Here is a 21,033-nt window from a genome sequence, read left to right on the forward strand (position 1 = left end):
TAAAGCGGCCTGTTTAAAGTCACAGGCCGAGGCTACGGATTGTGAGTCTACGCGCGTGCTTCTTTTGGCAAAGTCCAACCTTGCATTTCTTGCGTCAGTAAGAATCGAAGATCTTGCTCGGCCATCGCTCGAACATCGCTTGGCTGCCAACAAAATTTTAAGCAGATATAAAGGTGTACGGCTTCTATGCCTTGAACTCCTTTATATTTTTCGCGTTCGGCCAGCTCGTCACCAAATACGTCTAGTGAATAGGCTTGTGCGCCAAGCTCTGTATAAAACCTTTTGGTTTGTTCGTAGTTTTCTTTGGGTCGGTGGGCGTTAGTCATGGCAACTCCTTTGCTATGTGTTTTTTGGAAATAAGAAACCCCGCTTAAGTTTGGCGACCTGAGCACGGGGTTAATACCTACGAAGAGAGGCAATTACATGTTACGCAAGCATTTGTGTTACGTCAATTTAGCAATAGCTGAGTTGGTTTTATGGGGATTGCGCCCATGAGTATGGAATTAATGGTTAAGGCCATGAAGGCGAAGGTGGGTAATCCGCTGCGCAAGTTGGTGTTATTGAAATTAGCTGATAATGCTAATGACCAAGGCGAGTGTTGGCCTAGTTATCAATACATTGCTGACCAGTGTGAGATTGGTCATAGCACTGTGAGAAAGCATATTGGCGAGCTCGTAAAAGCGGGTTTTGTTTCAGTTCAACATCGAAAAGGCCCTAAAGGTAGTTCAACGAATGTTTACACAATTTCGATATGCCACGATATAGCACCCTCAACGCTACCAGATAGCACCCATAAAATGCTACCAGATAGCAGAGGGGTGCCACCAGATAGCAGGCCCCCTATGTCACCAGATAGCACCGGAATCAGTCACTCTTTAGAACCAGTCAATGAATCTTTAAAAGATTTAGTCACCACATCAAAAAAATTAGCTTTGGATTTTTCAAAATGGCCAGCTTTGCCAAGTGATCAAGTTTTTAAAGACTGGTTAGCCGTTCGTCGGCAGAAAAAAGCCAAATTGACCCAAACTACGGTTAATCGCCTGGCACGGCATTTGGTGAAAGCGGTTGATGCGGGTTGTTCGGTTGATGCGGTTTTTGAGTTGTGTGTGTCACGTTGCTGGATTGGTTTTGAATTTGATTGGTTGGTTAACGCTGGCTTGGTTGCTAGGCAAGCGGTTAAGGCTGATTGGTCACACGCTGTTTTTAACCCTGAGGATCCTTTGATATGAAGTCTATTCAGTCAGTGATTAATTCAGTGCAAGTTGGTTTACCTGGCAATGGTCGTGTAAGTAATCAACCGTCGGCTATGGATATGGCGATTGTTGACAGTGTGTTTAATAAGCTTCGGGTGTTGTTTCCTGTTGGTGCGCCTAAGGTTGAGGATGAATCTGTGCATAAGGCCGAGTGGTTAAAAACGTTGGCTTTGCAGGGTGTTAGAAGCAAAGAACAAGTGCAAATGGGTTTGAATCGCGCACGTCGTGAGCAGGGTGATAGGCAGTTTTGGCCGACTCCGCGCCAGTTTGCGTTGTGGTGTATGCCTACGGCTTGTGATTTTGGTTTGCCTGATTTGGATTCGGCGTTTCGTGAGGCTAAAAAACATTATCACAGCCCGATGAAGCACAAGTGGAGCCACGATGTTGTTAGGTTGGCGGTGCGTGAATGTGGCTCTTGGTTGTTTGCGACGGGCATTGAGAAAGATGTGCTAACCATGTTCACACGCCAGTATGAAATTTTGTGTCGTAAGTTTGCCAAAGGTGAATTGGTTGATGTTGAGTTACCTAAGGCTTTACCGACTCGTGCTACCCGCCGCATTGAACCTGCTGAAGGTAAGGCTTTTGTTGCAACGTTTAGACGTCAACTTGGTTTAAGGAGTGCTAACGATGAATAACCCAGTTAAGAAACCATTTACCCAAAAAGAGCGTTTGTGTCGTGTGTTGAGTGCAGGGCGTTTTTTAACGCTGTATGAGATTCAGCAACAATGTTTTGACCAGTTTGGTGTGCATGATAGCGAGACTGCATTGAGTGCAAGATGGCGTGAGTTACCTGGTGCGGTTAAGCAAAAGCGCCGTCGTGATAAGTGTGCAGCTTGGGAATACAGGATGGTTGCCTAGATATGGTGAAGGCTGCGAAAGGTGTTGAGGTGGGTAAGTTAAACGATGCGGCGTTAAAACGTTGGTTACGTGATGGTGTGAGTCGTGATTTTCGTGATCCTCAGTTTCCGGCTATTCGTTTACGTGCTACAGGCCGAACGCGGGCGAGTGTTCATTTGGTGTTGAATGAAAATGGTAGGACGGTTTGGCAGAAGTTGGGCAATTGGCCAAGTATGTGTATTAAGACCTTGTGTGCTGATTTACCTGTGATGTTGGCTAAGCGAAATATTGGCGGCATGGTAACTGGCCAGTTTGATTCTATTGGGTGTTTGCTTGAGTGGTACCAGGAGCATATTGCTAATAACACGACTTTTAGCAAAAGTTGGCGCAGTAATGTTAAGTCGATGATCAAGTGTCAGTTGTTACCGAGGTTGGCTGATGTTCGGTTGGTTGAGGTGAGTTTTATTGCGGTTGATGGTTTTTTGGTTAAGCCGATGTTGGTTGAGGGGTTTTCGCCTAAGTATATTCGCGAGGCGGTGAATAAGCTTAAGTCGGTGTTTGCTGCGGCGTCAAAGCTGCGTTTGATTAACGTTAATCCGTTAGCCGGTTATCGAGTGACATATTCAATTAAGGTGGGTGATGTGGTTGATACTCGGTTGTTTGAGTCTGATTTAGCTAAGTTGTTTACTCGCTTAAGTGAGGTGGTTATGCCGGTGCAGATGTTGTTTGTGTTGATGATGATGTTTGGTACTCGCATTAACGAGACTCGATTAGCGCGATGGGAACATTTTGCGGGTGATTATTGGGTGATACCTGCGAGTAATGCCAAGAATAATCAGGAGCATCGTGTGCCTATGACTGAGTCGGCTAAGGCGTTAATTCAGCACTATCGCAAGTGGCAGTTGAAGCATGTTGGCAAAAGGGCGTATTTGTTCCCTGGCAGTGTTGGCGCTATTTCTATTCGTTCTGCTCATGATTGGCATACTCAGATTAGGTTTAAGCATTTCACTAGTCATGATTTACGCCGTTTGTTTAGGACCATTGTTGCTGACTTAGGTGTCGATACGATGATTGGTGAGCGTTTACTGAATCATACTTTGCCTGTGTTGTTGCGTAAGTACGTTAAGTCAACGCTGGATAAGGGCATGAGCCAAGCGTTAGACCAATATCATCAATATTTAATTTATCGTGGATTTTTTTCTGTTGCGCCCGAGATATTGCCTAGATCGTCTGTGGAAGTTGGGAGTGGTCAAACCCTGACTGCCAGTGGGTGGCTGTGATGATCACTGCATCATTGTTAGTAGAATATGCAGTTAAGGTATTTTGGGGGCGAAATGGCATTACGCGGGTTTGATTTTTTACGGACAGGCAGAGAATTACGCGGCCTAACCCAGACCGAGGTTGCTGAGATTTACGGGGTAAGTGAACGGACTTATCGACGTTGGGAACTGGGTGATGTGAGAGTGCCGTTTGATGATGTTTCGGCTATTTGCGACCAGGTGTTTCGACTAGGGATTGATGAGATTAGGGCGACGATTGAAGGTGAACAGTAATGGTGAAGGTTAATGTGCAGCAGCTGGAGCATCAACAAGTGACGTTAAACATGAAGGCATTACGTCATGGTTTGAAGCGTTGGGGTAATTATTGGGCCCATCAAGAACGTGGTAAGGGCTTTGCCAATCGTAGCCAGTGCGACAAGTTAGGTGAGGTGATTGTTTACGGTAGTACAGGTGTTGGTGAGGTTACGCCCCCGCGTGAGGTTAGGCAGTTTGACCAGATGATTGAGCGGTTAACACCGCAATGTATACGGGCCATTAGAGCGCACTACATCTGCAAAGGTCGGTGGGCATTGATGGGGTTTGATAGTCAGAAGTCTTATGTGTATTGGTTAAGACGCGCAGAAATTGAAATAGTGGAGTGAGATATGAGTGACGTATTAAAAACTGGCGTAAATATAGGCTCTATAGGTCACGTAGATAATGGCAAAACAACGATTTCAAAGGCAGTAGCCGAAGAGCTGACTAAACGGTCTCAAGCAAAAGATATGAGTGAATTAAAACCTTGTCCGTTTTGCGAAAGTACCGACATTGAGATTGTAACTGAATGCGGTGTTTTAAAGTGTCGTAGCTGCAATGCAAGTGCTCAGTCTTCTTTTTGGAACGCCTGCGCTAAAGAGCTAGTTAGTATTGAAATAGTGGAGTGAGATATGAGTAATACGTATTGGTTTGATAAACCGCAATTAGCTAAGCTTGAAGGCGTAATGCTAACTGGCGTTCGTGTTATTAGGAAGTCAGAGGCCGTTGATATTATGAATAAACAGCAAGAACAGATAAATCGATTTGCGGATAAAGTCATTAGTCAGCAAGAGAATATTGATGCATTAACTCAAGATAAACACACAATCATTACTAATCACCTTAATGTTCTTGCTGAGTGCATCATGGCGGTACCAGTACCTGAGTATGGTCGTGAGCATAATATTAAGATGCGTGATTCAATACTGAACGTCATGGCAAGTAGTGTAGCTGCTTACCAAGTTGATCTAACTCACTTTGATAGAATGCGTATCGAGTCTAAAGAGCTAGATAAAAAGGTTGAATCCCTTGATAAGTTCATCAAAGACAACCCTATATTTGGCACATTAGAATGGGCTGAGCAATCAAATATGAAGCGACAACTAGTCTCAATGATTAGTTATGCATCAATACTAAAAGACCGAATTAATCTTGTAGCAGCTAATCGCGAAGTTGAGCCAAGTGAATCAAAGAATATAGCTGTTGAATCATTACGACAGTCAATTCAAGACTGTGAAGAGTTTGGTCGAGTGTATGTTGAGTTGAATGGTCAGTGGGCTAAAGGGCATCAACAGGTTACTGGTGTAGTAGTTGATGACGTTGGCGATATTGTCATTTGTTAACGTTCGTATCTAAAACATAGCCGCAGGCCTGCGGCTTTTAATTGAATCGTTGAGGTGAGATATGAGTCCTTATTTTATATTTGGTGATATCGAAACAGGTGGCCTGAATGGCCGCTTAGATAATGGCGAGTTGGGTATGGAGTATTACCCAATCCTTGAGCTGGCATTTATCCTGACAGATAAAGACCTGAATCAAATAGGTGAGCCGTTACGTGTGGTTGTTCATCACAGTGATGAGGTGATCGCAACATGCAATGAATGGGCATTGGATACGCACACTGCAAGCGGCTTGATTGATGACGTTCGTGCATCAACCGTATCACTCGAGCAGGCAGAGCTAATGGTGATTGATTGGCTTAAAGGCTGTGGTGTGACTAAGTATGACTTTAAGAGCAAGCAAGGTGTTGTGTTTGCTGGTAATTCAATCATGTTCGACCGTTCATACATCATGTGTCAGATGCCAATACTTCACGAGTACATGCACTATCGTCAGTTAGATGTGTCTGCTATTGCATTAGCAGCTCGGGCGTTCAATCCAGAGTTAGAGCGCAAGGCTACATCAGCAAAGCTATACAAGCATGAGGCGTTGGCTGATATACGTGAATCAATCGAAGAGTTGCGAGTGTATAAGCAAGTGTTAGGTGGCGATAGTCAAAGCGCTTACGAACGGTTCAGTGATGCGTGTCGTGTGTTCGCTAAGTCATTGATTAAAGGTCTAATGCCTTGAGTGAAGTGGTGATGTATCAATACGTTGGCCTGAGCCTATCTAAATGCGAGCTATTATCATTTAGGGTTAAAAAATAAATGGGTCCTTCTGGCTCGGTGCACTGCGGGGGCAGAGAGGCGCAGTGCTTCACTACATATGACTTTTTTAGGGGGTTGTGTTGTTGTTTTATCAGCACTAACTAATCGAATCAATTCAACTGCAGTGTAATGTGTAGCTAAGTTAATGAATTTGTTTTTGTTTTATTTGTATTTACACCGTTGGTTTTCTGCAAGTATTTTGATCACCTTAAACCACAACTTTTGATCGTCTAGATCTTTTACATTTTATTCGAAGAATAATTTTTAGTTACCGTGATTCTTTTTATGGTTACTTCTGTGTTTTATAAATTCTTATTTTATAAACGCAACTCACTTAAGCGATAACTTTCTATTAAATTGTCTAGAGATTTAGCGCCACATATCACGAATACATAAAAACCTAAAGGCCACATATGGCCTGTTTGCGACCCTAAAAAAGGGGTATATTTAGATATGCTTGATACAGCTACGTAACAGGCTTTGCAAACTCTCTCGTTAGATCTCCGCCATTGGGCTTCTTTATTGAAGCCCATTTTTTTTGCTCGCTATTTGGTGAACACATGATCCGTACAAAGGTTTATATCGCAGGGCCAATGTCTGGTTTGCCTGATTGTAATCGGCACGCCTTTAACTTGGCCGCGCAAGTGCAAAAGTCGTTAACGCATATTGTGCTAAACCCTGCCACTTTGCCTGCGGGTTTAACTGAACCTGAATACATGCAGATTGGTTTAGCCATGTTGATGTGTGCTGACATGATTTATCTGTTGGATGGTTGGGAACAATCACACGGAGCACGGGCAGAGCATGCATTAGCGCAAAAGCTTGGCTTACATATTGTTTACCAGGATGGCATTGATCATGAAATAGCATTAATTGGTTTGGTGGGTGAAGAACACTTTTAACCGCCAGCGTGAATGCTCGCACGTTTAATCGCATTGAGCAGTTCGCCTTGCAACATAGTCAGCGAAAAGTAGCCGCGCTTTCATGTAAGTGATAACGGCATGACGTAGTTCGGGTTCGCGCCCCGTTAATGCATCAATAGCGATTAATAGAATTTTATTTAAGGGTAACTATGGCTAACAGAATGACAGTTGCAGGGCTTAGCTTGTCGGCCGCCGCCTTTATTGGTTTGGTTATTTCCGAAGGTTTTGTGCCTACTGCGACAATCCCAGTAAAAGGTGATCGGCCTACCGTGGGCTTTGGGTCCACTTACCATATTGATGAACGCCCCGTTAAGTTGGGTGATTCAGTTACCCCAGTTAATGCGCTGCAAATAGCCAAAGTGCATATATCTAAAGACGAAAACCGATTTCGACAAAGCTTAATAAGCGCTGAACTTAACCAAGCTGAATATGATTTATATATCGACTGGGTTTACCAGTACGGCATTGGCCGTTGGCTAAAGTCACCCATGCGGGTGCATGTGTTAAATGGCGAATACCGCAAGGCGTGTGATGCGTTATTACTTCCCCAATACAGAACAGTTGCGGGTTATGACTGCTCAACACCTGGTAACAAACGTTGTTATGGCGTTTGGGTTAGGGCGCAAAGCCGACACAGGCAATGCGTAAACTCACTTGAATCACCGCAATAGCCAAGGCGTTATTGTTTGAGGGACTTGTAATGTTTAACGATTTTAAAACCACAGTGCTGTTCATTGTTGTATTACTTTTATCGGCTTTACTGGGCATTAGCGCATTGGGTATGAACTCACTTAAAGCCACTAATAAAACCTTAAGCCATGACTTAATGTTATCGCAAGTCAGTGTTGAAGCGTTGATAAGCAGTAACGACAACCAAGCAGAACGCATCAAAACGCTTGAGCGTGATTACCGCGTGATGACCGAACTTAATGCTACGCATCGAAAACAAGTTATCGATTTACAAGCCACACATGAAAGCCGAATTACTCAAGCCAATCTCATTAAGGACTCACCAGATGAACCGACAAAAGATTGGGCTAATGCTTTGTTGCCTGCTGATGCTTTGCAGCTGCTCAAGCCAGCCGATTGTAAAAGTGGTGACCCAAACCAAAACGGTTTATGTGTTGCCGCCGCCCGATTGGATAGTGCTGTGCAGCAACCCTGATTTTGTCGGCAGTACCAATATTGATTTACTTAAACACTCACTTACTCAAACTAATGCGCTAGCAATGTGTAATGCAAATATGCTGCGCCTACAACAATGGCGGTTACAGCATGAGCATAACGACTGAGTTAAGTGCAAAAGTCACGTCGGTTGTCTCGTACCTTGCCTCACTTTTCACCGCACTTGGCAGCTATGTGAACAATATGGATATTGGCGTTTTAGTGGGTGTGGTCTGTGCCATTTTTACTGCATTTGTTAACTGGTTTTATCAAGCCGGAAAAAGAGAACGCGCAGCACGCAAAAGTGAACGTGATGAAAAGATAGCAAAAATACTAGAAGAAAATGCCAAGTTAAATCAGCAGTTGTTGCTTAAGCAGTTACAGAATATTGAAGAAGAGCGCTGTAGCCATGTGTTAGACGATATTCACAAGGACTAGCTAATGGCACGTATTCAAACACCCGAAGCCGAGCCAGTGCTGCTGAATAAAACCGACCTGTGCAAAAGTTTGGGTATTAGTACCCAAGCGTTCGACAAGTGGGACGTGCCTATACACAGCAAAAGTGGTCGAGAGTGTTTATACACCATGAGCGATGTGGTGGGTAATCGGGTAGCTAATGAGCGTAAAAAACACCTGCTCGGGAAATCGGGCAAACCGCAAGATGATGAAGACGAAAAACCTAATATTGATTATGAGCGTTGGCGCTTAACCAAAGGGCAAGCCGACGGCCAAGAGTTGAAGAACCAAAAAGACCGCAAAGAAGTGGTTGAAGTCGCTTTTTGCTCGTTTGTGCTTAGCCGTATAGCAGCGCAAATATCTCCGGTGTTGGACCAAATACACATACGCGTAAAACGTAAATTCCCCGACATGCCAGAACGCACCATTGACGCTATTCGCGCTGAAGTGATTAAAAGCCAAAACACCGCCGCTGAACTGGCCAACGTCATTGAGGATTTATTAGATGAGTATATCAGCAGCACAGATTAACAATCTGAAAGCCGCTGTATCTGCTGGTCTTAAATCGTTTTATCGTCCACCTGTTTTAACCTGTAGTGAATACGCCGACACGCATTTTTATATGTCGTCGGAATCGTCTTACACCGAAGGTAAATGGGAAAGCCTACCGTTTCAAATCGGCATATTGAATGCCATGGGTAACGACCAAATCACCACGCTGAACATCATGAAGTCAGCGCGTGTGGGTTACACCAAAATGTTAATGGCCAATGCTGGCTACAAGATAGAACACAAAAAACGTAACGTGCTGATATACCAGCCGCGTGACGGTGCCGCCAAAACGTTTATGAAAAAGCACGTTGAAACCGCAATACGCGACATGCCGATTTGGAAGGCGCTAGCACCTTGGATTGGCCGCAAACATAAAGACAGCACCTTAGAAGATAAGGTGTTCACCAACGGTAAAACCTTAATGGTGCGTGGTGGTACCGCTGCTGCTAATTACCGTGAAATTTCAACCGATGACGTAATTTACGATGAACTTGCAGGTTTTGACGAGTCAATCGAACACGAAGGTAATGCCACATCGTTAGGGGATACCCGTGTTGAACTGTCGATGTTTCCTAAATCGATTCGCGGATCTACACCCAAAATTCTCGGTACCTGCCAAATTGAAAAGGCCTGTAGTGAAAGTGGCTACCAATTTAGATTTAACTTGCCCTGCCCACACTGCGACGAACTGCAGCATTTAAAGTGGGGCGGAAAAACCGAACCCTTTGGTATTAAGTGGCAAGGCAATGACCCAAAAACAGCGTATTACGTGTGCGAACACTGCGGTTGCTGCATTGAAAACAATCAACTGCATGATATGGAAGAACACCCCCGCGCAGTATGGATATGCGACAAAACGGGCGTGACAACCCCCGACTTTATTTCGTTTTTTGATAAAGACGGCAACGACTTTTTAACGCCTGAAAATATCTCTATTTACATCTGGTCGGCGTACAACACCCTTAACAGCTGGGCCAAGTTAGTCACCGAGTTTTACAAAGCCAAAGGCGACAAAGAAAAGCTACAAACCTTTGTTAACACCAAACTTGGCCAACCGTGGGACAACGACAACGGCGAACGTATTGAATGGGAAGATTTAGGCCGCAGGCGTGAAATGTACCCCAACGGCAACATGCCAGATTGGGTAGTGTACTTAACCGCGGGTGTGGATACCCAAGACGACCGATACGAAGGCCGTGTTTGGGGCTGGGGCGCAGGTAAAGAATGTGCCCTAATCGATAGGTTTATTTTGTACGGTGATCCAGCAAACCAAGTGCTGCTTGATAAAGTTGCCCTGCGCTTAAACCAAAGTTACCCCCGTAACGACGGCATAGTGCTCAGCATTGGCACAACGTGTTGGGATTCTGGCGGTCACTACTCCGATACGGTTTACTCAATGAGTAAAAAGCTCGGTTTGTTCCGTGTGGTACCTATTAGGGGCGCCAACATGTACGGCAAGCCGATTGCTAATTTCCCCCGCAAGCGGAGCAACAAAGGCGTGTACCTAACAGAAGTGGGTACCGACAACGCCAAAGAGTTGATCATGGCCATGATGCGCACTCAACCCAGTGTTGATACCCGCACACCTGGTGCCATTCATTTGCCACTGAACGACAGCATTTGTGATGACACCGAACTGCAACAGTTAACCTCTGAACGAAAATTGCCGACACGCCGTGATGGTCGCATTGTGTATCGCTGGGAAGCAGGCGGCAGGCGTAACGAAGCGCTCGACTGTTTTGTGTATGCCATGGCTGCACTGTATATCGCCATTGATAGGTTTGGCATCAATCTCGAATCGCTCAGTAAAGTGATAACAAATAAACACGACAATCCATCATCAACCGATGAATCCCCACAACCCAAAAAACCGAAAAAAGCCCCAGCTAATAACTGGTTAAATGGTGGTTCGGCTAAATCAGGAGGCTGGCTGTAATGTCAAAGCAAACCGCGACAGAGATGGTCGCGCTGTATATCGACGCTGAAAAAGAGGTGTTGGCGGGTAAAACCGTTAGCGTTAACGGCAAGTTGATGACCAGTGAAGACCTAGAGCAAATTCGTAAGGGCCGCATTGAATGGCAACGCACCCTAAACATGTTTACCCGCCCACGGGGCACCACACTGGCTCGATTTAACTAGGAAACAATATGAGCATTATTAACGATGCACTATCGTATTTATCCCCTGGCTGGGCGCTAAAACGACAAGCGGCCGCAATGAGTTATCGCAACCTTAAAGGTTATGAAGCTGCCAGCCCAAGCCGAACCCACAAAGCCAACAAAGAAGGACGCGGTGCCAACCAAGCGGTGTTTGCCGCAGGTAAAAGCTTGCGTGAACAGGCAAGGTGGTTAGACGAAAACCACGACCTGAGTATTGGTATTTTAGACCGTATGGAAGAGCGGGTAATTGGTGCGCAAGGCATTGTGGTTGAGCCACAGCCGCGCAGTATGAGTGGTGAAATACTGGATGAGTTAGCCAATGATATTCAGCGCCGTTTTGCTGCATGGTCATTAAAACCTGACGTAACAGGGCGCTACACTCGCCCCGAACTTGAGCGTTTAGTGTTACGTACTGCATTACGTGACGGTGAAGCATTCGGCCAGCAAGTGCGTGGCAAAGTGCCAAAGTTTGGTCACCCAAACCCGCAAGGCACGCAATACAGCATTGAAGCGTTAGAGCCTGATTACATTCCGTTTGAACTAAACGATGTGTCGCAACGGGTGCGTCAAGGGTTTGAGGTTAACGGATGGGGGCAGGTGGTTAATTACCATGTGTTGCTTGATCACCCGTCTGACCAAATCGGTTTTCGTTATAAAACCAAAACGGTACCAGCAAGCAACATGCTGCACTTGGGCTTATTTAAACGCCTACACCAGCTGCGCGGTATCAGTATTTTTCACGGTATTTTAACCCGTCTTGGCGACATTAAAGACTATGAAGAATCTGAACGTGTTGCCGCCCGTATTGCTGCCGCCTTAGCGTTTTACATTAAGCGCGGTGACGCCAGCATGTTTACCCCAGACCAAGGCGCAAGCCTAAACCGTGAAATTAACATTGCACCAGGTATGACGTTTGACGACCTCGCGCCCGGTGAAGATGTGGGCATGATTGAGTCAAATCGCCCTAATGTGCATTTGGTGGATTTTCGTAATGGCCAGTTAAAGGCCTGTGCTGCGGGTACCCGTGGCAGCTATTCAAGCATTGCCCGTGATTATCAAGGCAGTTATTCAAGCCAGCGCCAAGAGCTGGTTGAGCAAGACGAATCAAACCGCATTATGCAGCAATGGTTTTGTGCAGGTTGGGCGCGACCCGCGTTTAGAAACTGGTTGCAAATGGAGTTAATGAACAAGCAAGACCCTTTAACCCTGCCGCCAGACTTAGACATGCGAACGTTGATGGATGCCGTTTATTACGGTCCCACCATGCCATGGATTGACCCCCGTAAAGAGTCCCAAGGTTGGGAAATGATGATAGCCGGTAATGCCGCTACCGAGGCTGACTGGGCAAGGGCCCGTGGCCGTAATCCAAGCGAAGTTAAACGCCAGCGTCAACGTGAGCTGAAGTTTAACCGCGACAACGACATGGTTACGGGTAACGACCCTGAGCCACAAAACGGAGAAACCCCAAGTGAAAAAGACCCAAATAAGTCTAGCCGTGGCCGCCATGATGCTAATGCCAAGCGCATCAGCGAGCTTGACCGAGAGTAAAGAAAAACGCGGTATCTACAGCATGAAAGGTGCTGCCAATGGCGTGGTCGAATTGATTTTATATGGCGATGTTGGCTGGGATTTTACCGCCAAACAAATCGCCACTGACCTACGCGCTATGGGCAAAGTGTCGCAGATTAACGCTTACATTCAATCGGGTGGCGGCGATGTGATGGATGGCATGGCTATTTATAACATCCTCGCGCGTTGGCCTTGCCAAAAGTCGATTTGTATTGAGTCGGTAGCCGCATCAATGGCCAGTGTGATTTGTATGGCATTCGATACCGTGATTATGCCGTCTAATGCCTTTTTGATGATCCACAGTAATTGGGGCGGTGCAGTTGGTACCGCTGATGATTTACGTGAATACGCAGACTTGCTTGATAAGTGGCGCTCAAGTATGGGCAAGGCTTATAAAGATAAAGCCGGTGGCAAGTTAAGTGATGAACAGCTAGGACAGTTTTTCAAAGAAGATACTTGGTTGTCAGCACAAGAGGCTGTTGCTCTTGGGTTAGCAGATGAAGTGATAGAACCGATGCAAATGGCTGCATCAATTAATTTTAAACGACTGAAGGACTTTAATAATATGCCTAAAGCATTACAAACCCTGCTAGCACAACAGGGCAATATCGGTGCTACCACCTTAAACACACCTGCGCCAGCAGCCACTATTACCCCAGCCCCAGCCGCTTTAGTACCAGCACCCGCAGCACCGTCACAAGCGGATATTCAAGCGGCGGCAATTACCTTTAACGCTGAACGTATTAGCGGTATTAACACCGCGTTTGCGACGTTTCCGCAATTGGCTGAACTTAAAAACAGCTGTATTGCTGATGCGAATATCAATGCTGACAAAGCCAAAGATATGATTTTGGCAAAGCTTGGCGAAGGTATTACGCCATGTGCCGTGCAGCCTAAAAGTGTCATTATTCATGCCAGCAACGGTAACATTGTGGGTGATTCAATTCGCGCGCAACTAATGGCACGCGCTGGCCATGAAGCGGCACAAAAAGACAATGGCTATGGCAGTTACAATTTACGTGAACTTGCCCGTGCATCATTAGCCGATCGCGGTATTGGTTGTGCGGGTATGAACGTGATGCAAATGGTGGGTTTAGCGTTTACTCATACCTCATCTGATTTCGGTAACATCATGTTAGATGTGGCCAATAAGTCAGTGTTAAAAGGGTGGGCTGAAGCGGCTGAAACCTTTGAACGTATCGCCAAAAAAGGCCAGTTAAGTGACTTTAAAGTGGCGCATCGTGTTGGCATGGGTGAGTTTAAAAGCTTACCAGAAGTGAAAGACGGTGCTGAATACAAGTACATCACTGTGGGCGACCACGCTGAAAAAATTGCCTTAGCAACTTACGGCGGTATTTTTACGTTAACACGCCAAACGGTTATTAACGATGACATGGATATGTTAATGGGCGTACCGATGAAAATGGGTAAAGCCGCTAAGCGCACTATTGGTGACTTGTTTTGGGCTGTGTTAACCAAAAACGCCAAAATGAATGACGGTAAAGCCTTATTCCATGCTGAGCATGGCAATTTATCATCGGGCGCGCCAAGCGTTGAAGCGTTCAGCATTGCCGCTGAGTTAATGGAATCGCAGATGATTGGCGAGTCACCGTTAAACATCATGCCTGCATTTGCGTTGGTACCACCAAATCTTAAGCGTGCGGTGTTGCAAATTATTCAGTCAACGTCGGTTAAAGGTACTGATGCAAACTCCGGTATTGCTAACCCAATTCGCGACTTTGTTGAGGTGTTGTCTGAACCTCGCCTTAAAGCGAAAAGTGACAAAGAGTGGTACTTAACCGCAGCGCAGGGTGAAGACACGATTGAAGTGGCTTACCTTGACGGTATCGACACGCCATACATTGAGCAGCAACAAGGTTTTACCGTTGATGGTGTTGCTACCAAAGTGCGTATTGATGCCGGTGTGTCACCACTTGATCACCGTGGTTTGGTTAAATCAACGGGTGTGTAACCTAGCTGAAAACCTCGTACATTCCACAATATAAAAGGCCGTGACTTAATAAGAGTAGCGGCCTTTTTAATGGCTAATTTTTAACGTAATTGGGACAAACCTTTATGAAAAATTGTGTAGCAGATGGTAATACCATCGAATTTATCGCCACGGCCTTAGTTGCCAGTGGTGGACCAGTGTTATTAGGTAAAGTGGTTGCCGTGTCACTTGGCAATGTTGCTATTGATGAAGTGGGTGTGGGTGCAACTGCAGGTGTGTTCGAGTTACCAAAAGTGACCGCTGATGACATTGGCCAAGGTGCGCAGGTGTATATCAAGGCTGATGGCATGATCACTAGTGTTGCATCTGGTAATACCTTAGCCGGTAAAGCGTGGGCTGCGGCAGGTAACCCAAGCGATACAGTTTGGGTAAAAATTAATGCTTAGCGTTAACGAACGCATAGCAAGCAAGCTTGCCCGTGCGTTCACTAAACTGGCACAACCGTGCCAGTTTATCCCTAGCGCTGGCCAAGCTGCTTATAGTCGTAGTGTAAATCTGCCGCCAACCGAAAAAGACCGCAGTAACGAATACGTGCTAGAGCCAGTGAACATAGCCGAGTTTCTACTCAGTGAAGGCAAGGTGCAATGTGATGATCTGTTTGAGCTGAACGGTAATCAATATCGACTCACTCAACACAATGGCTCAGACAATATCAGCGTTAGCTTTGTGTATGTGAGTTATTAGGAATAACAGCAATGGCATTAGTGACAACAGGGTTTGATGCGGTAACGGCTGAACTAAAACGCATGCGTGCAGCTCAAGCCCCAACTATTGCTAAAGCCATTGATGATGCTGCTAAGTTTGGTAGCCAGCTTGCTGTAGATGAAATATTCAATAAGTACGGCTTTAAGTCTAAGTCGTATGTTGATCAACATTTCAGTGTCAGCATTAATCCTAAAACCCTAACCGCATCGATAAGCGCAAGAATGCGCGCCAGTACATTAACCCGCTTTTCTAGCCCTCGCTATAAAGTGGGCAGGCGTTCTGCAAGGGTGGCAGCGGGGTTTAGCGTTAACGTTATTCGCCATCAGCCTGTGTGGTTTAGTGGTGCGTTTACGGTTATTGGCCGCAATGGCAATCAATTAATGTTCAGCCGTAAAACGGGTGATAACGCCTGGCGTGACCTTAAAGGACAAAAAGCGTTATACGGCCCTTCAGTGGCAGGCAGTTTTGGCTTTATGCGTGAGGCGTTAGAGCCTCCGATTATTGCCCATCTGCGTAAAAAATATGGCCAATACGCTAAGTAGTTCAATTCTGTTTTTGAGGTACCCATGATTCAAAACATTTTAAACCGCTTACAGCTGGTTGGCGGTGCAGAGGTGCGCGAAGGCTTTTATGCGCAAGGGATAGCTAAAGAGCAAAAGTTTATTTTTTTGCAACCCTACACCGAATTGTTCAGCGCCAAAAACGGCATAGATAAATACCGTGACGACCTGACATTGCAAGTGATAGCGGGTATCAATGTCACCAAAACCACTAGCCCCACCACCGATTTAATTAACCTGGTGCGAGACATTCGCAGCGCCTTTTTTAAAGATGAACGCAATTTGGAAAAACCATCATGGTTGCCAATGTGCATCAGCTTTAAAGAGGCCGAACCCTGTAAATACATTATGCCCGAAAGCCATGAAAAACATGCGCTAGCGGTCATTACCTTAACCCTAGTTCATACCGTTCAATTTGGAGAAAGATTATGAGCGAAACCGTAACCGAAAGTTACATCGGCTCAGGCATTGTGTATGTCAATGGCCGCGATGTGGGCAACGCCAGTGGCGTTAAAATCGACATCGAGCAAGAAAGTAAAGCCCAACCTAACTACCGTGGTGGTGGCGGTAACGCTGCTGAAATTACCAAGGTGAAATCGGTTAAATTGTCGATGACATTAAATGATTTTAGCAACGCCAATTTAGCGTTAGCCCTACGCGGTAAAGTGGAGGTATTAACCTCTGCGTCAGTCACTGATGAAGCTATTACTGCTGTGTTAGATGGCCTAGCCGACACCACTAAAATGATTGATACCACTGTTGCCCCAGTTGTTACCCATGACACTGGCACTCCCACTTATGATGTTGATGTTGACTACGTGGTCAGTGCTGGCGGTATTCGTGCATTAAGCACAGGTTCAATTACCGCAGGCCAAGCTTTAAAAGTCACATACACAAGTAAAGCCGGTAATGCCCTGCAAGCACTGGTTGAATCTGGCGAAGAAGTCAAAGTGGTCATTGACGGTGTTAACGATGCCACTGGTAAGGCGAACGTGCTTAAGTTTTATCGCTGGAAGCCAAGCCCAACATCAGGTTTAGACTTAATTGGTGATGACTTTGGTTCGTTCGACATTGAAGGCGGCGTACTGGCCGATAGCAGCATTGTTGCTACTGGTAAGTCTAAGTTCTTTGTGCGTAGCGCCGCGTAAACCGTATCAACATTTAAACAAGCCCACAGTTAACCGCTGTGGGTTTTTCTTTTGTTTTCTATTGCTAATTTGGTGATGTATGAGCTTTAAAGACCAAGTCATTAACCTGATCATTCAGGGCAAAGATTTATTTTCAAGTGAAGCTAAAAAGTCTGAAAAGGCTTTAGCTGAATTAGCATCAGAAAGCGAAATACTTAATGCCCGTTTAAAAGAGTTAGAAGATTTACAGGCCGCGGCTAATTCTATTGATGGCTTAACGTCTTCGATTATTAAAGGCGAAAAAGCCTATAAAGATAATTCAGTCGCGCTTGATAAGTTGGTTGTTCAACAAAAAGTGGCTGCAAAAGAGTTAAAGCAATTTGAAGCGGCGCAAAAGGCGGCAGAAGGTTCAACTAATCAACTTGAGCAAGAATACAACCAGGCACAAGCGGCATTAGTTAAATATGAAACCGAGTTACAGCAAGCCCGGGTTGAAGTTGAAAAACTCAGCAGCGAACAGCAACAAAGTGCCACTGCCAGCAAAGAGCAAGCCGCAGCATTAACCAAAGCCAAAACCGATTTACAACAATTAACGACTGAACAAACCAGTGCAAAAAATGCCGCCACTGAGCTGGCAACCGCATTAGATACACAGCGCCGCGAACTGCTTGAGGTGAGCACCGCAACAGATGAAGCCAGCCGAAATAAAGCCGAATATACCTTACAAGTAAAAACCGCTAGAACTGAGCTAAACCAGCTTGAACGTAGCCTTAATAAAAACAAATCAGAATTAGATCAAAACACCGCCAGCATAAACAAAGCTGGCATAAGCATGGATAAACTGGCCGATGCCAGTGCTGATTTAAAGCAGCAGCAAATAGCCGGTGAAGCAGCGTTAAAAGGGGTTAACACTAAGCTTGAACGCCACAATAAGTTATTAAACGAGTCACAAAAGCAAGCGGGTGACTTTGGTGGCAGCGTTAAAAGTGCGACTGCTTCGCTGGTTGCAATGGCGGGTGCTTATATTGGCGTTGATAGGCTTTGGGAAAGTTTAAAGTCAATACTGACTGCAGGGGATGAAGCCAAAGCCTTTGGGGTGCAAATGAGCGCCATGATGGGCAGTATTGCCGGTGGTGAGCAGGCCACTGCTTGGATAAAAGACTTTGCTAATAATACCGCTACCCGTTTAGATACCGCTAAAAAAGCCTTTGCCTCATTAAAAACCTTTGGCATTGATCCCATGAATGGATCACTGCAGTCAATGGTGGATTACAACGCGCGCTTAGGTGGTAGCCAAGAAAAATTAGAGGGAATTATTTTAGCGGTTGGCCAAGCGTGGGCTAAACAGAAATTACAAGGCGAGGAAATATTACAGTTAGTTGAGCGCGGTGTGCCCGTGTGGGATTTGCTTGAAAAAGTCACCGGTAAAAACGTGACTCAGTTGCAAAAAATGAGCGCGGCAGGTGAGTTGGGCCGCGATGTTATCAAGCAGCTGTTTGACGAAATGGGCAAGCAGGCTAATGGCCAAGCGTCTAAAAGCTTAGAGTTATTAGGCGGTCAGATTAATTTAATCTCTAATAAGTGGACTGAGTTTAAAGAGATTATTGCCGACTCTGGCGCGTACCAGGTGGCGGTTGATTTACTTAAAGACATTAACGCCACATTTAACGAGTTAAACCAAAGCGGCAAAATCAAGCAGGCTGCACAGGATATTAGCGACTTTTTTACTACCATTCTTAAGGATGGCGGTGAAAGTATCAAAACCACCCTTGCCAATATCACTGCATTTACAACCTCGTTAAACGTTATTGCAGGCAGCATTCGCCTAGTATTTAACGTGCTTACAGGGATTATTGCTACGTTTGGTGCTGCGGTTGCTGGTGCGTTTGCCATGTTTCCACTTGGCATGGCAAAAGCATTAAGCGTATTTGGTAGCAATGCGCTATCCAATGCGTTTCAAAAGCAAGCCGATTTGCTGCTGACAATATCTAAGGCATATGTTGATCAAGTTAAGCAAGATGCTACTGATGCTGCAGCGGCTTTGGGGCAGCTTGGCATTGATGTTCAGAGTGATTCTAATGAAACGACAAAAACACAGGTCGAGAACGCTGAAAAAGTTAAAGCAGCAATGCAATCGCAAGCTGAGGCGCGTTTAAACGCTTACCAAAAGGATGTTGCAACCAGCGAGAAGTTATCAAACTTAGCGCAAAAAGAAGTTGATGATTGGAAGGCTCGACAAAAGGCAGCAGAAGAACATTACACGAAATTAAAAAGTAGCGGTACAGCTACGTTAGAAGAAATCGAAGCCGCTGAAACAAGGTATGGCAACGCCACCTTAAAAGTGACTGATTTATTGGTTGCTCAATCTTCTGCCCAACGTGATTTAACCGATTCGCAATTAAAGCTAAATGACGCGACTGTCGTTTTTCTATCTGCTCAAAGCGAACTGGCTGACAGAGAGCTAAGCAAAGTTCGCGATGCTTACATTGATGGAAAAGCATCAATTGAGGATTATGAGAAAGCCCAAGTTAAAGCGAAAACTGCGACAGAGTCATTAGCTAAAGCCCAAGGTGAATTGGTTAACTCAACTGATGCGCAAACAAAGGCTGTTAATGCTTATGAAGCTGCGATGGAGCAGGCCAATGTCACAACATTAAAGTCACTACAGGAGTTAGCGACTAAAGCAAAAAAGGCTTATGAGCAGACCAATGAAGCCATTAAAAATGGCGTAGGCTCAACTTATGATGCCCAACAAGCATTTTTAAAATACGCTGAGGCAGCCATTAAAGCTGCTGCAGCTGGTGACCAACAAGTTGATGCCAGTATTCGTCAGCAAGCCGCAAATTTAGGGCTAGTTGATAATATTGACCAGCTTATTGGTCAGTACCAACGTTTAAAGGAGGTGCAAGGTAACGTCGGCAATGATGCTGAAGAAAATGAAGTGAGAGTGGCTAATGCTAACAAAGGCATTGGTACCACCATGGAAAACACCATGGGGGTTGTGGTTAAAAGTGCCGAGCAAGCAGGGACTTCATTGGCCGGTGTTGCTGAGTTTTTTACTGACTTTTTACGAGGTGTTACCGCCGAAGTAGCCGAGCTAAGTAAAGGTGCTGTTGCTTACTTTAAGTCGATTCTTTACGGTCAAACCCTGTTAATTGACTCAAGTAGTGAGTTAGATAAAACCATTGAAACTTACCGAAGCTTAACGGGTGAGATTAATGAGCTACAAAACCAGCTAGCCATTGCTATCGACTTCACTGGCATTAGCACTTTTGCCCGTAAAGCTGAAATAGCCGGTAAGCAAGCGCAAGCGGCCTATTATGGCCAGCGCATCGAACTGCTTAAAATGGTTGATGCACTTAATGCGGCCGAAGGCGGCAATATTGGCTTAATTAGAAGCGCAGAACGTGCGGCTAACTCAATGAACTTGATGAATGATCAAGACTTGGGTGCGCTGAAATCGGCCATTGATTCCGCTAAATCTAGCATGGATTCACTGCGTGATAGTGCTCAGTCAACTCTTGATACCTTGCAAGATGAGTTAGACGGTTACCTTGGCCGCCAAGACGAAATTGAAAAACGTCGTTATCAGCAAGAGCTAACAGAAATTAAGGCGCAACTTACTAAAGCTGAGCGAACGGGTGATCAAACATTAATTAATCAGCTGCGTGAAGCCGAAAAAACCTTAGGCAAGGTTTATGCGTTTCGTACCGCTGAAATTAAAGCTCAGCAAGAATCTGATAAACAACGCGCTATTACTGATACGCAAAACCTTAAACAACAAACCACACCCCAAAAAACGATACACACCCCAGCTCCCCAAACATCACCTAGCCAAACCACTGTTGCCGCAAGTAGCAGTGACAAGGTTGTGCTGCAGCTGCAAGTGGGTAACCGCACCTTTGATGCGCAAACTAAGCGCAGCATTGTGAATGAGTTGGTGGCTGAGATTAAGCGTTTGCAGTCGGTTGGCGGTTAGCCGCTAGGTTGCTGTAT

General features: G+C 45.4%; 26 protein-coding genes. 25 read left to right on the forward strand and 1 reads right to left on the reverse strand.

Features of this window, described 5'->3' with window-relative positions; all coding sequences use genetic code 11:
* Positions 1-47: 47 nt before the first annotated feature.
* Entirely contained in the window at positions 48-326 is a 279-nt protein-coding gene (locus FJ709_RS02850) for a hypothetical protein (RefSeq protein WP_226413262.1), read from the reverse strand.
* Between the two features lie 165 nt (positions 327-491).
* On the opposite strand from FJ709_RS02850, the gene FJ709_RS02855 reads away from it, so the two are divergent.
* The 25 genes from FJ709_RS02855 (at position 492) to FJ709_RS02975 (ending at position 21,016) form a co-directional block, all read left to right on the forward strand.
* Positions 492-1,229, forward strand: a complete 738-nt coding sequence (locus tag FJ709_RS02855; protein ID WP_226413264.1) for a helix-turn-helix domain-containing protein — start codon at positions 492-494, stop codon at positions 1,227-1,229.
* A complete protein-coding gene (locus tag FJ709_RS02860) occupies positions 1,226-1,888 on the forward strand; it encodes a replication protein P (RefSeq protein WP_226413266.1) in 663 nt (220 codons plus the stop codon). Before FJ709_RS02855 ends, FJ709_RS02860 begins: the two co-directional genes overlap by 4 nt.
* A complete protein-coding gene (locus tag FJ709_RS02865) occupies positions 1,881-2,111 on the forward strand; it encodes a hypothetical protein (protein ID WP_226413268.1) in 231 nt (76 codons plus the stop codon). Before FJ709_RS02860 ends, FJ709_RS02865 begins: the two co-directional genes overlap by 8 nt.
* A 2-nt stretch (positions 2,112-2,113) precedes the next feature.
* Complete coding sequence (locus FJ709_RS02870; protein ID WP_226413270.1) at positions 2,114-3,370, forward strand: tyrosine-type recombinase/integrase; 1,257 nt, start codon at positions 2,114-2,116, stop codon at positions 3,368-3,370.
* A gap of 54 nt (positions 3,371-3,424) precedes the next feature.
* Entirely contained in the window at positions 3,425-3,643 is a 219-nt protein-coding gene (locus FJ709_RS02875) for a helix-turn-helix domain-containing protein (protein WP_226413272.1), read from the forward strand.
* The gene (locus FJ709_RS02880; protein ID WP_226413274.1) at positions 3,643-4,011 is read left to right on the forward strand and encodes a hypothetical protein; all 369 of its coding nucleotides are present in this window, start codon (positions 3,643-3,645) and stop codon (positions 4,009-4,011) included. The genes FJ709_RS02875 and FJ709_RS02880 overlap by 1 nt, the downstream gene beginning before the upstream one ends.
* A gap of 3 nt (positions 4,012-4,014) precedes the next feature.
* Positions 4,015-4,293, forward strand: coding sequence for a hypothetical protein (locus FJ709_RS02885; protein ID WP_226413276.1), 279 nt, complete (start codon positions 4,015-4,017; stop codon positions 4,291-4,293).
* A 3-nt stretch (positions 4,294-4,296) separates the two neighbouring features.
* Positions 4,297-5,007, forward strand: a complete 711-nt coding sequence (locus tag FJ709_RS02890; RefSeq protein WP_226413278.1) for a crAss001_48 related protein — start codon at positions 4,297-4,299, stop codon at positions 5,005-5,007.
* A 61-nt stretch (positions 5,008-5,068) separates the two neighbouring features.
* A complete protein-coding gene (gene orn / locus FJ709_RS02895; RefSeq protein ID WP_226413280.1) occupies positions 5,069-5,734 on the forward strand; it encodes an oligoribonuclease in 666 nt (221 codons plus the stop codon).
* A 637-nt stretch (positions 5,735-6,371) separates the two neighbouring features.
* On the forward strand, positions 6,372-6,713 hold the full coding sequence (locus tag FJ709_RS02900; RefSeq protein WP_226413282.1) for a DUF4406 domain-containing protein: 342 nt from the start codon (positions 6,372-6,374) through the stop codon (positions 6,711-6,713).
* A 170-nt stretch (positions 6,714-6,883) separates the two neighbouring features.
* Positions 6,884-7,405, forward strand: a complete 522-nt coding sequence (locus FJ709_RS02905) for a glycoside hydrolase family protein (protein ID WP_226413284.1) — start codon at positions 6,884-6,886, stop codon at positions 7,403-7,405.
* Positions 7,406-7,434: 29 nt separating this feature from the next.
* Complete coding sequence (locus tag FJ709_RS02910; protein ID WP_226416072.1) at positions 7,435-7,899, forward strand: hypothetical protein; 465 nt, start codon at positions 7,435-7,437, stop codon at positions 7,897-7,899.
* Positions 7,793-8,026: an Rz1-like lysis system protein LysC gene (lysC, locus tag FJ709_RS19650; RefSeq protein ID WP_404830002.1), complete on the forward strand. Its 234-nt coding sequence runs from the start codon at positions 7,793-7,795 to the stop codon at positions 8,024-8,026. The genes FJ709_RS02910 and lysC overlap by 107 nt, the downstream gene beginning before the upstream one ends.
* On the forward strand, positions 8,010-8,336 hold the full coding sequence (locus FJ709_RS02920; protein WP_226413286.1) for an HP1 family phage holin: 327 nt from the start codon (positions 8,010-8,012) through the stop codon (positions 8,334-8,336). Before lysC ends, FJ709_RS02920 begins: the two co-directional genes overlap by 17 nt.
* 3 nt (positions 8,337-8,339) lie before the next feature.
* Positions 8,340-8,885, forward strand: coding sequence for a terminase small subunit (locus FJ709_RS02925; protein WP_226413288.1), 546 nt, complete (start codon positions 8,340-8,342; stop codon positions 8,883-8,885).
* Positions 8,860-10,842, forward strand: coding sequence for a phage terminase large subunit family protein (locus FJ709_RS02930; RefSeq protein WP_226413290.1), 1,983 nt, complete (start codon positions 8,860-8,862; stop codon positions 10,840-10,842). The genes FJ709_RS02925 and FJ709_RS02930 overlap by 26 nt, the downstream gene beginning before the upstream one ends.
* Complete coding sequence (locus FJ709_RS02935; protein ID WP_226413292.1) at positions 10,842-11,045, forward strand: hypothetical protein; 204 nt, start codon at positions 10,842-10,844, stop codon at positions 11,043-11,045. Before FJ709_RS02930 ends, FJ709_RS02935 begins: the two co-directional genes overlap by 1 nt.
* Before the next feature lie 8 nt (positions 11,046-11,053).
* Positions 11,054-12,613 carry a phage portal protein gene (locus tag FJ709_RS02940; RefSeq protein ID WP_226413294.1) on the forward strand — a complete coding sequence of 520 codons (1,560 nt, stop codon included), beginning with the start codon at positions 11,054-11,056 and terminating at the stop codon, positions 12,611-12,613.
* Positions 12,534-14,606, forward strand: coding sequence for a ClpP-like prohead protease/major capsid protein fusion protein (locus tag FJ709_RS02945; protein WP_226413296.1), 2,073 nt, complete (start codon positions 12,534-12,536; stop codon positions 14,604-14,606). Before FJ709_RS02940 ends, FJ709_RS02945 begins: the two co-directional genes overlap by 80 nt.
* Before the next feature lie 104 nt (positions 14,607-14,710).
* A complete protein-coding gene (locus tag FJ709_RS02950) occupies positions 14,711-15,031 on the forward strand; it encodes a DUF2190 family protein (protein ID WP_226413298.1) in 321 nt (106 codons plus the stop codon).
* On the forward strand, positions 15,024-15,329 hold the full coding sequence (locus FJ709_RS02955; RefSeq protein WP_226413300.1) for a hypothetical protein: 306 nt from the start codon (positions 15,024-15,026) through the stop codon (positions 15,327-15,329). The genes FJ709_RS02950 and FJ709_RS02955 overlap by 8 nt, the downstream gene beginning before the upstream one ends.
* An 11-nt stretch (positions 15,330-15,340) precedes the next feature.
* Positions 15,341-15,892 (forward strand): hypothetical protein, encoded by a 552-nt coding sequence (locus FJ709_RS02960; RefSeq protein WP_226413302.1) that lies wholly within the window; start codon positions 15,341-15,343, stop codon positions 15,890-15,892.
* A 24-nt stretch (positions 15,893-15,916) separates the two neighbouring features.
* Positions 15,917-16,342 carry a hypothetical protein gene (locus tag FJ709_RS02965; RefSeq protein ID WP_226413304.1) on the forward strand — a complete coding sequence of 142 codons (426 nt, stop codon included), beginning with the start codon at positions 15,917-15,919 and terminating at the stop codon, positions 16,340-16,342.
* Positions 16,339-17,058: a phage tail tube protein gene (locus FJ709_RS02970; RefSeq protein ID WP_226413306.1), complete on the forward strand. Its 720-nt coding sequence runs from the start codon at positions 16,339-16,341 to the stop codon at positions 17,056-17,058. The genes FJ709_RS02965 and FJ709_RS02970 overlap by 4 nt, the downstream gene beginning before the upstream one ends.
* Before the next feature lie 79 nt (positions 17,059-17,137).
* Entirely contained in the window at positions 17,138-21,016 is a 3,879-nt protein-coding gene (locus FJ709_RS02975; protein ID WP_226413308.1) for a tape measure protein, read from the forward strand.
* The last annotated feature ends 17 nt before the right edge of the window (positions 21,017-21,033 follow it).

It is taken from the genome of Shewanella glacialimarina, from assembly GCF_020511155.1.
In the GTDB taxonomy this organism is placed as follows: domain Bacteria; phylum Pseudomonadota; class Gammaproteobacteria; order Enterobacterales; family Shewanellaceae; genus Shewanella; species Shewanella glacialimarina.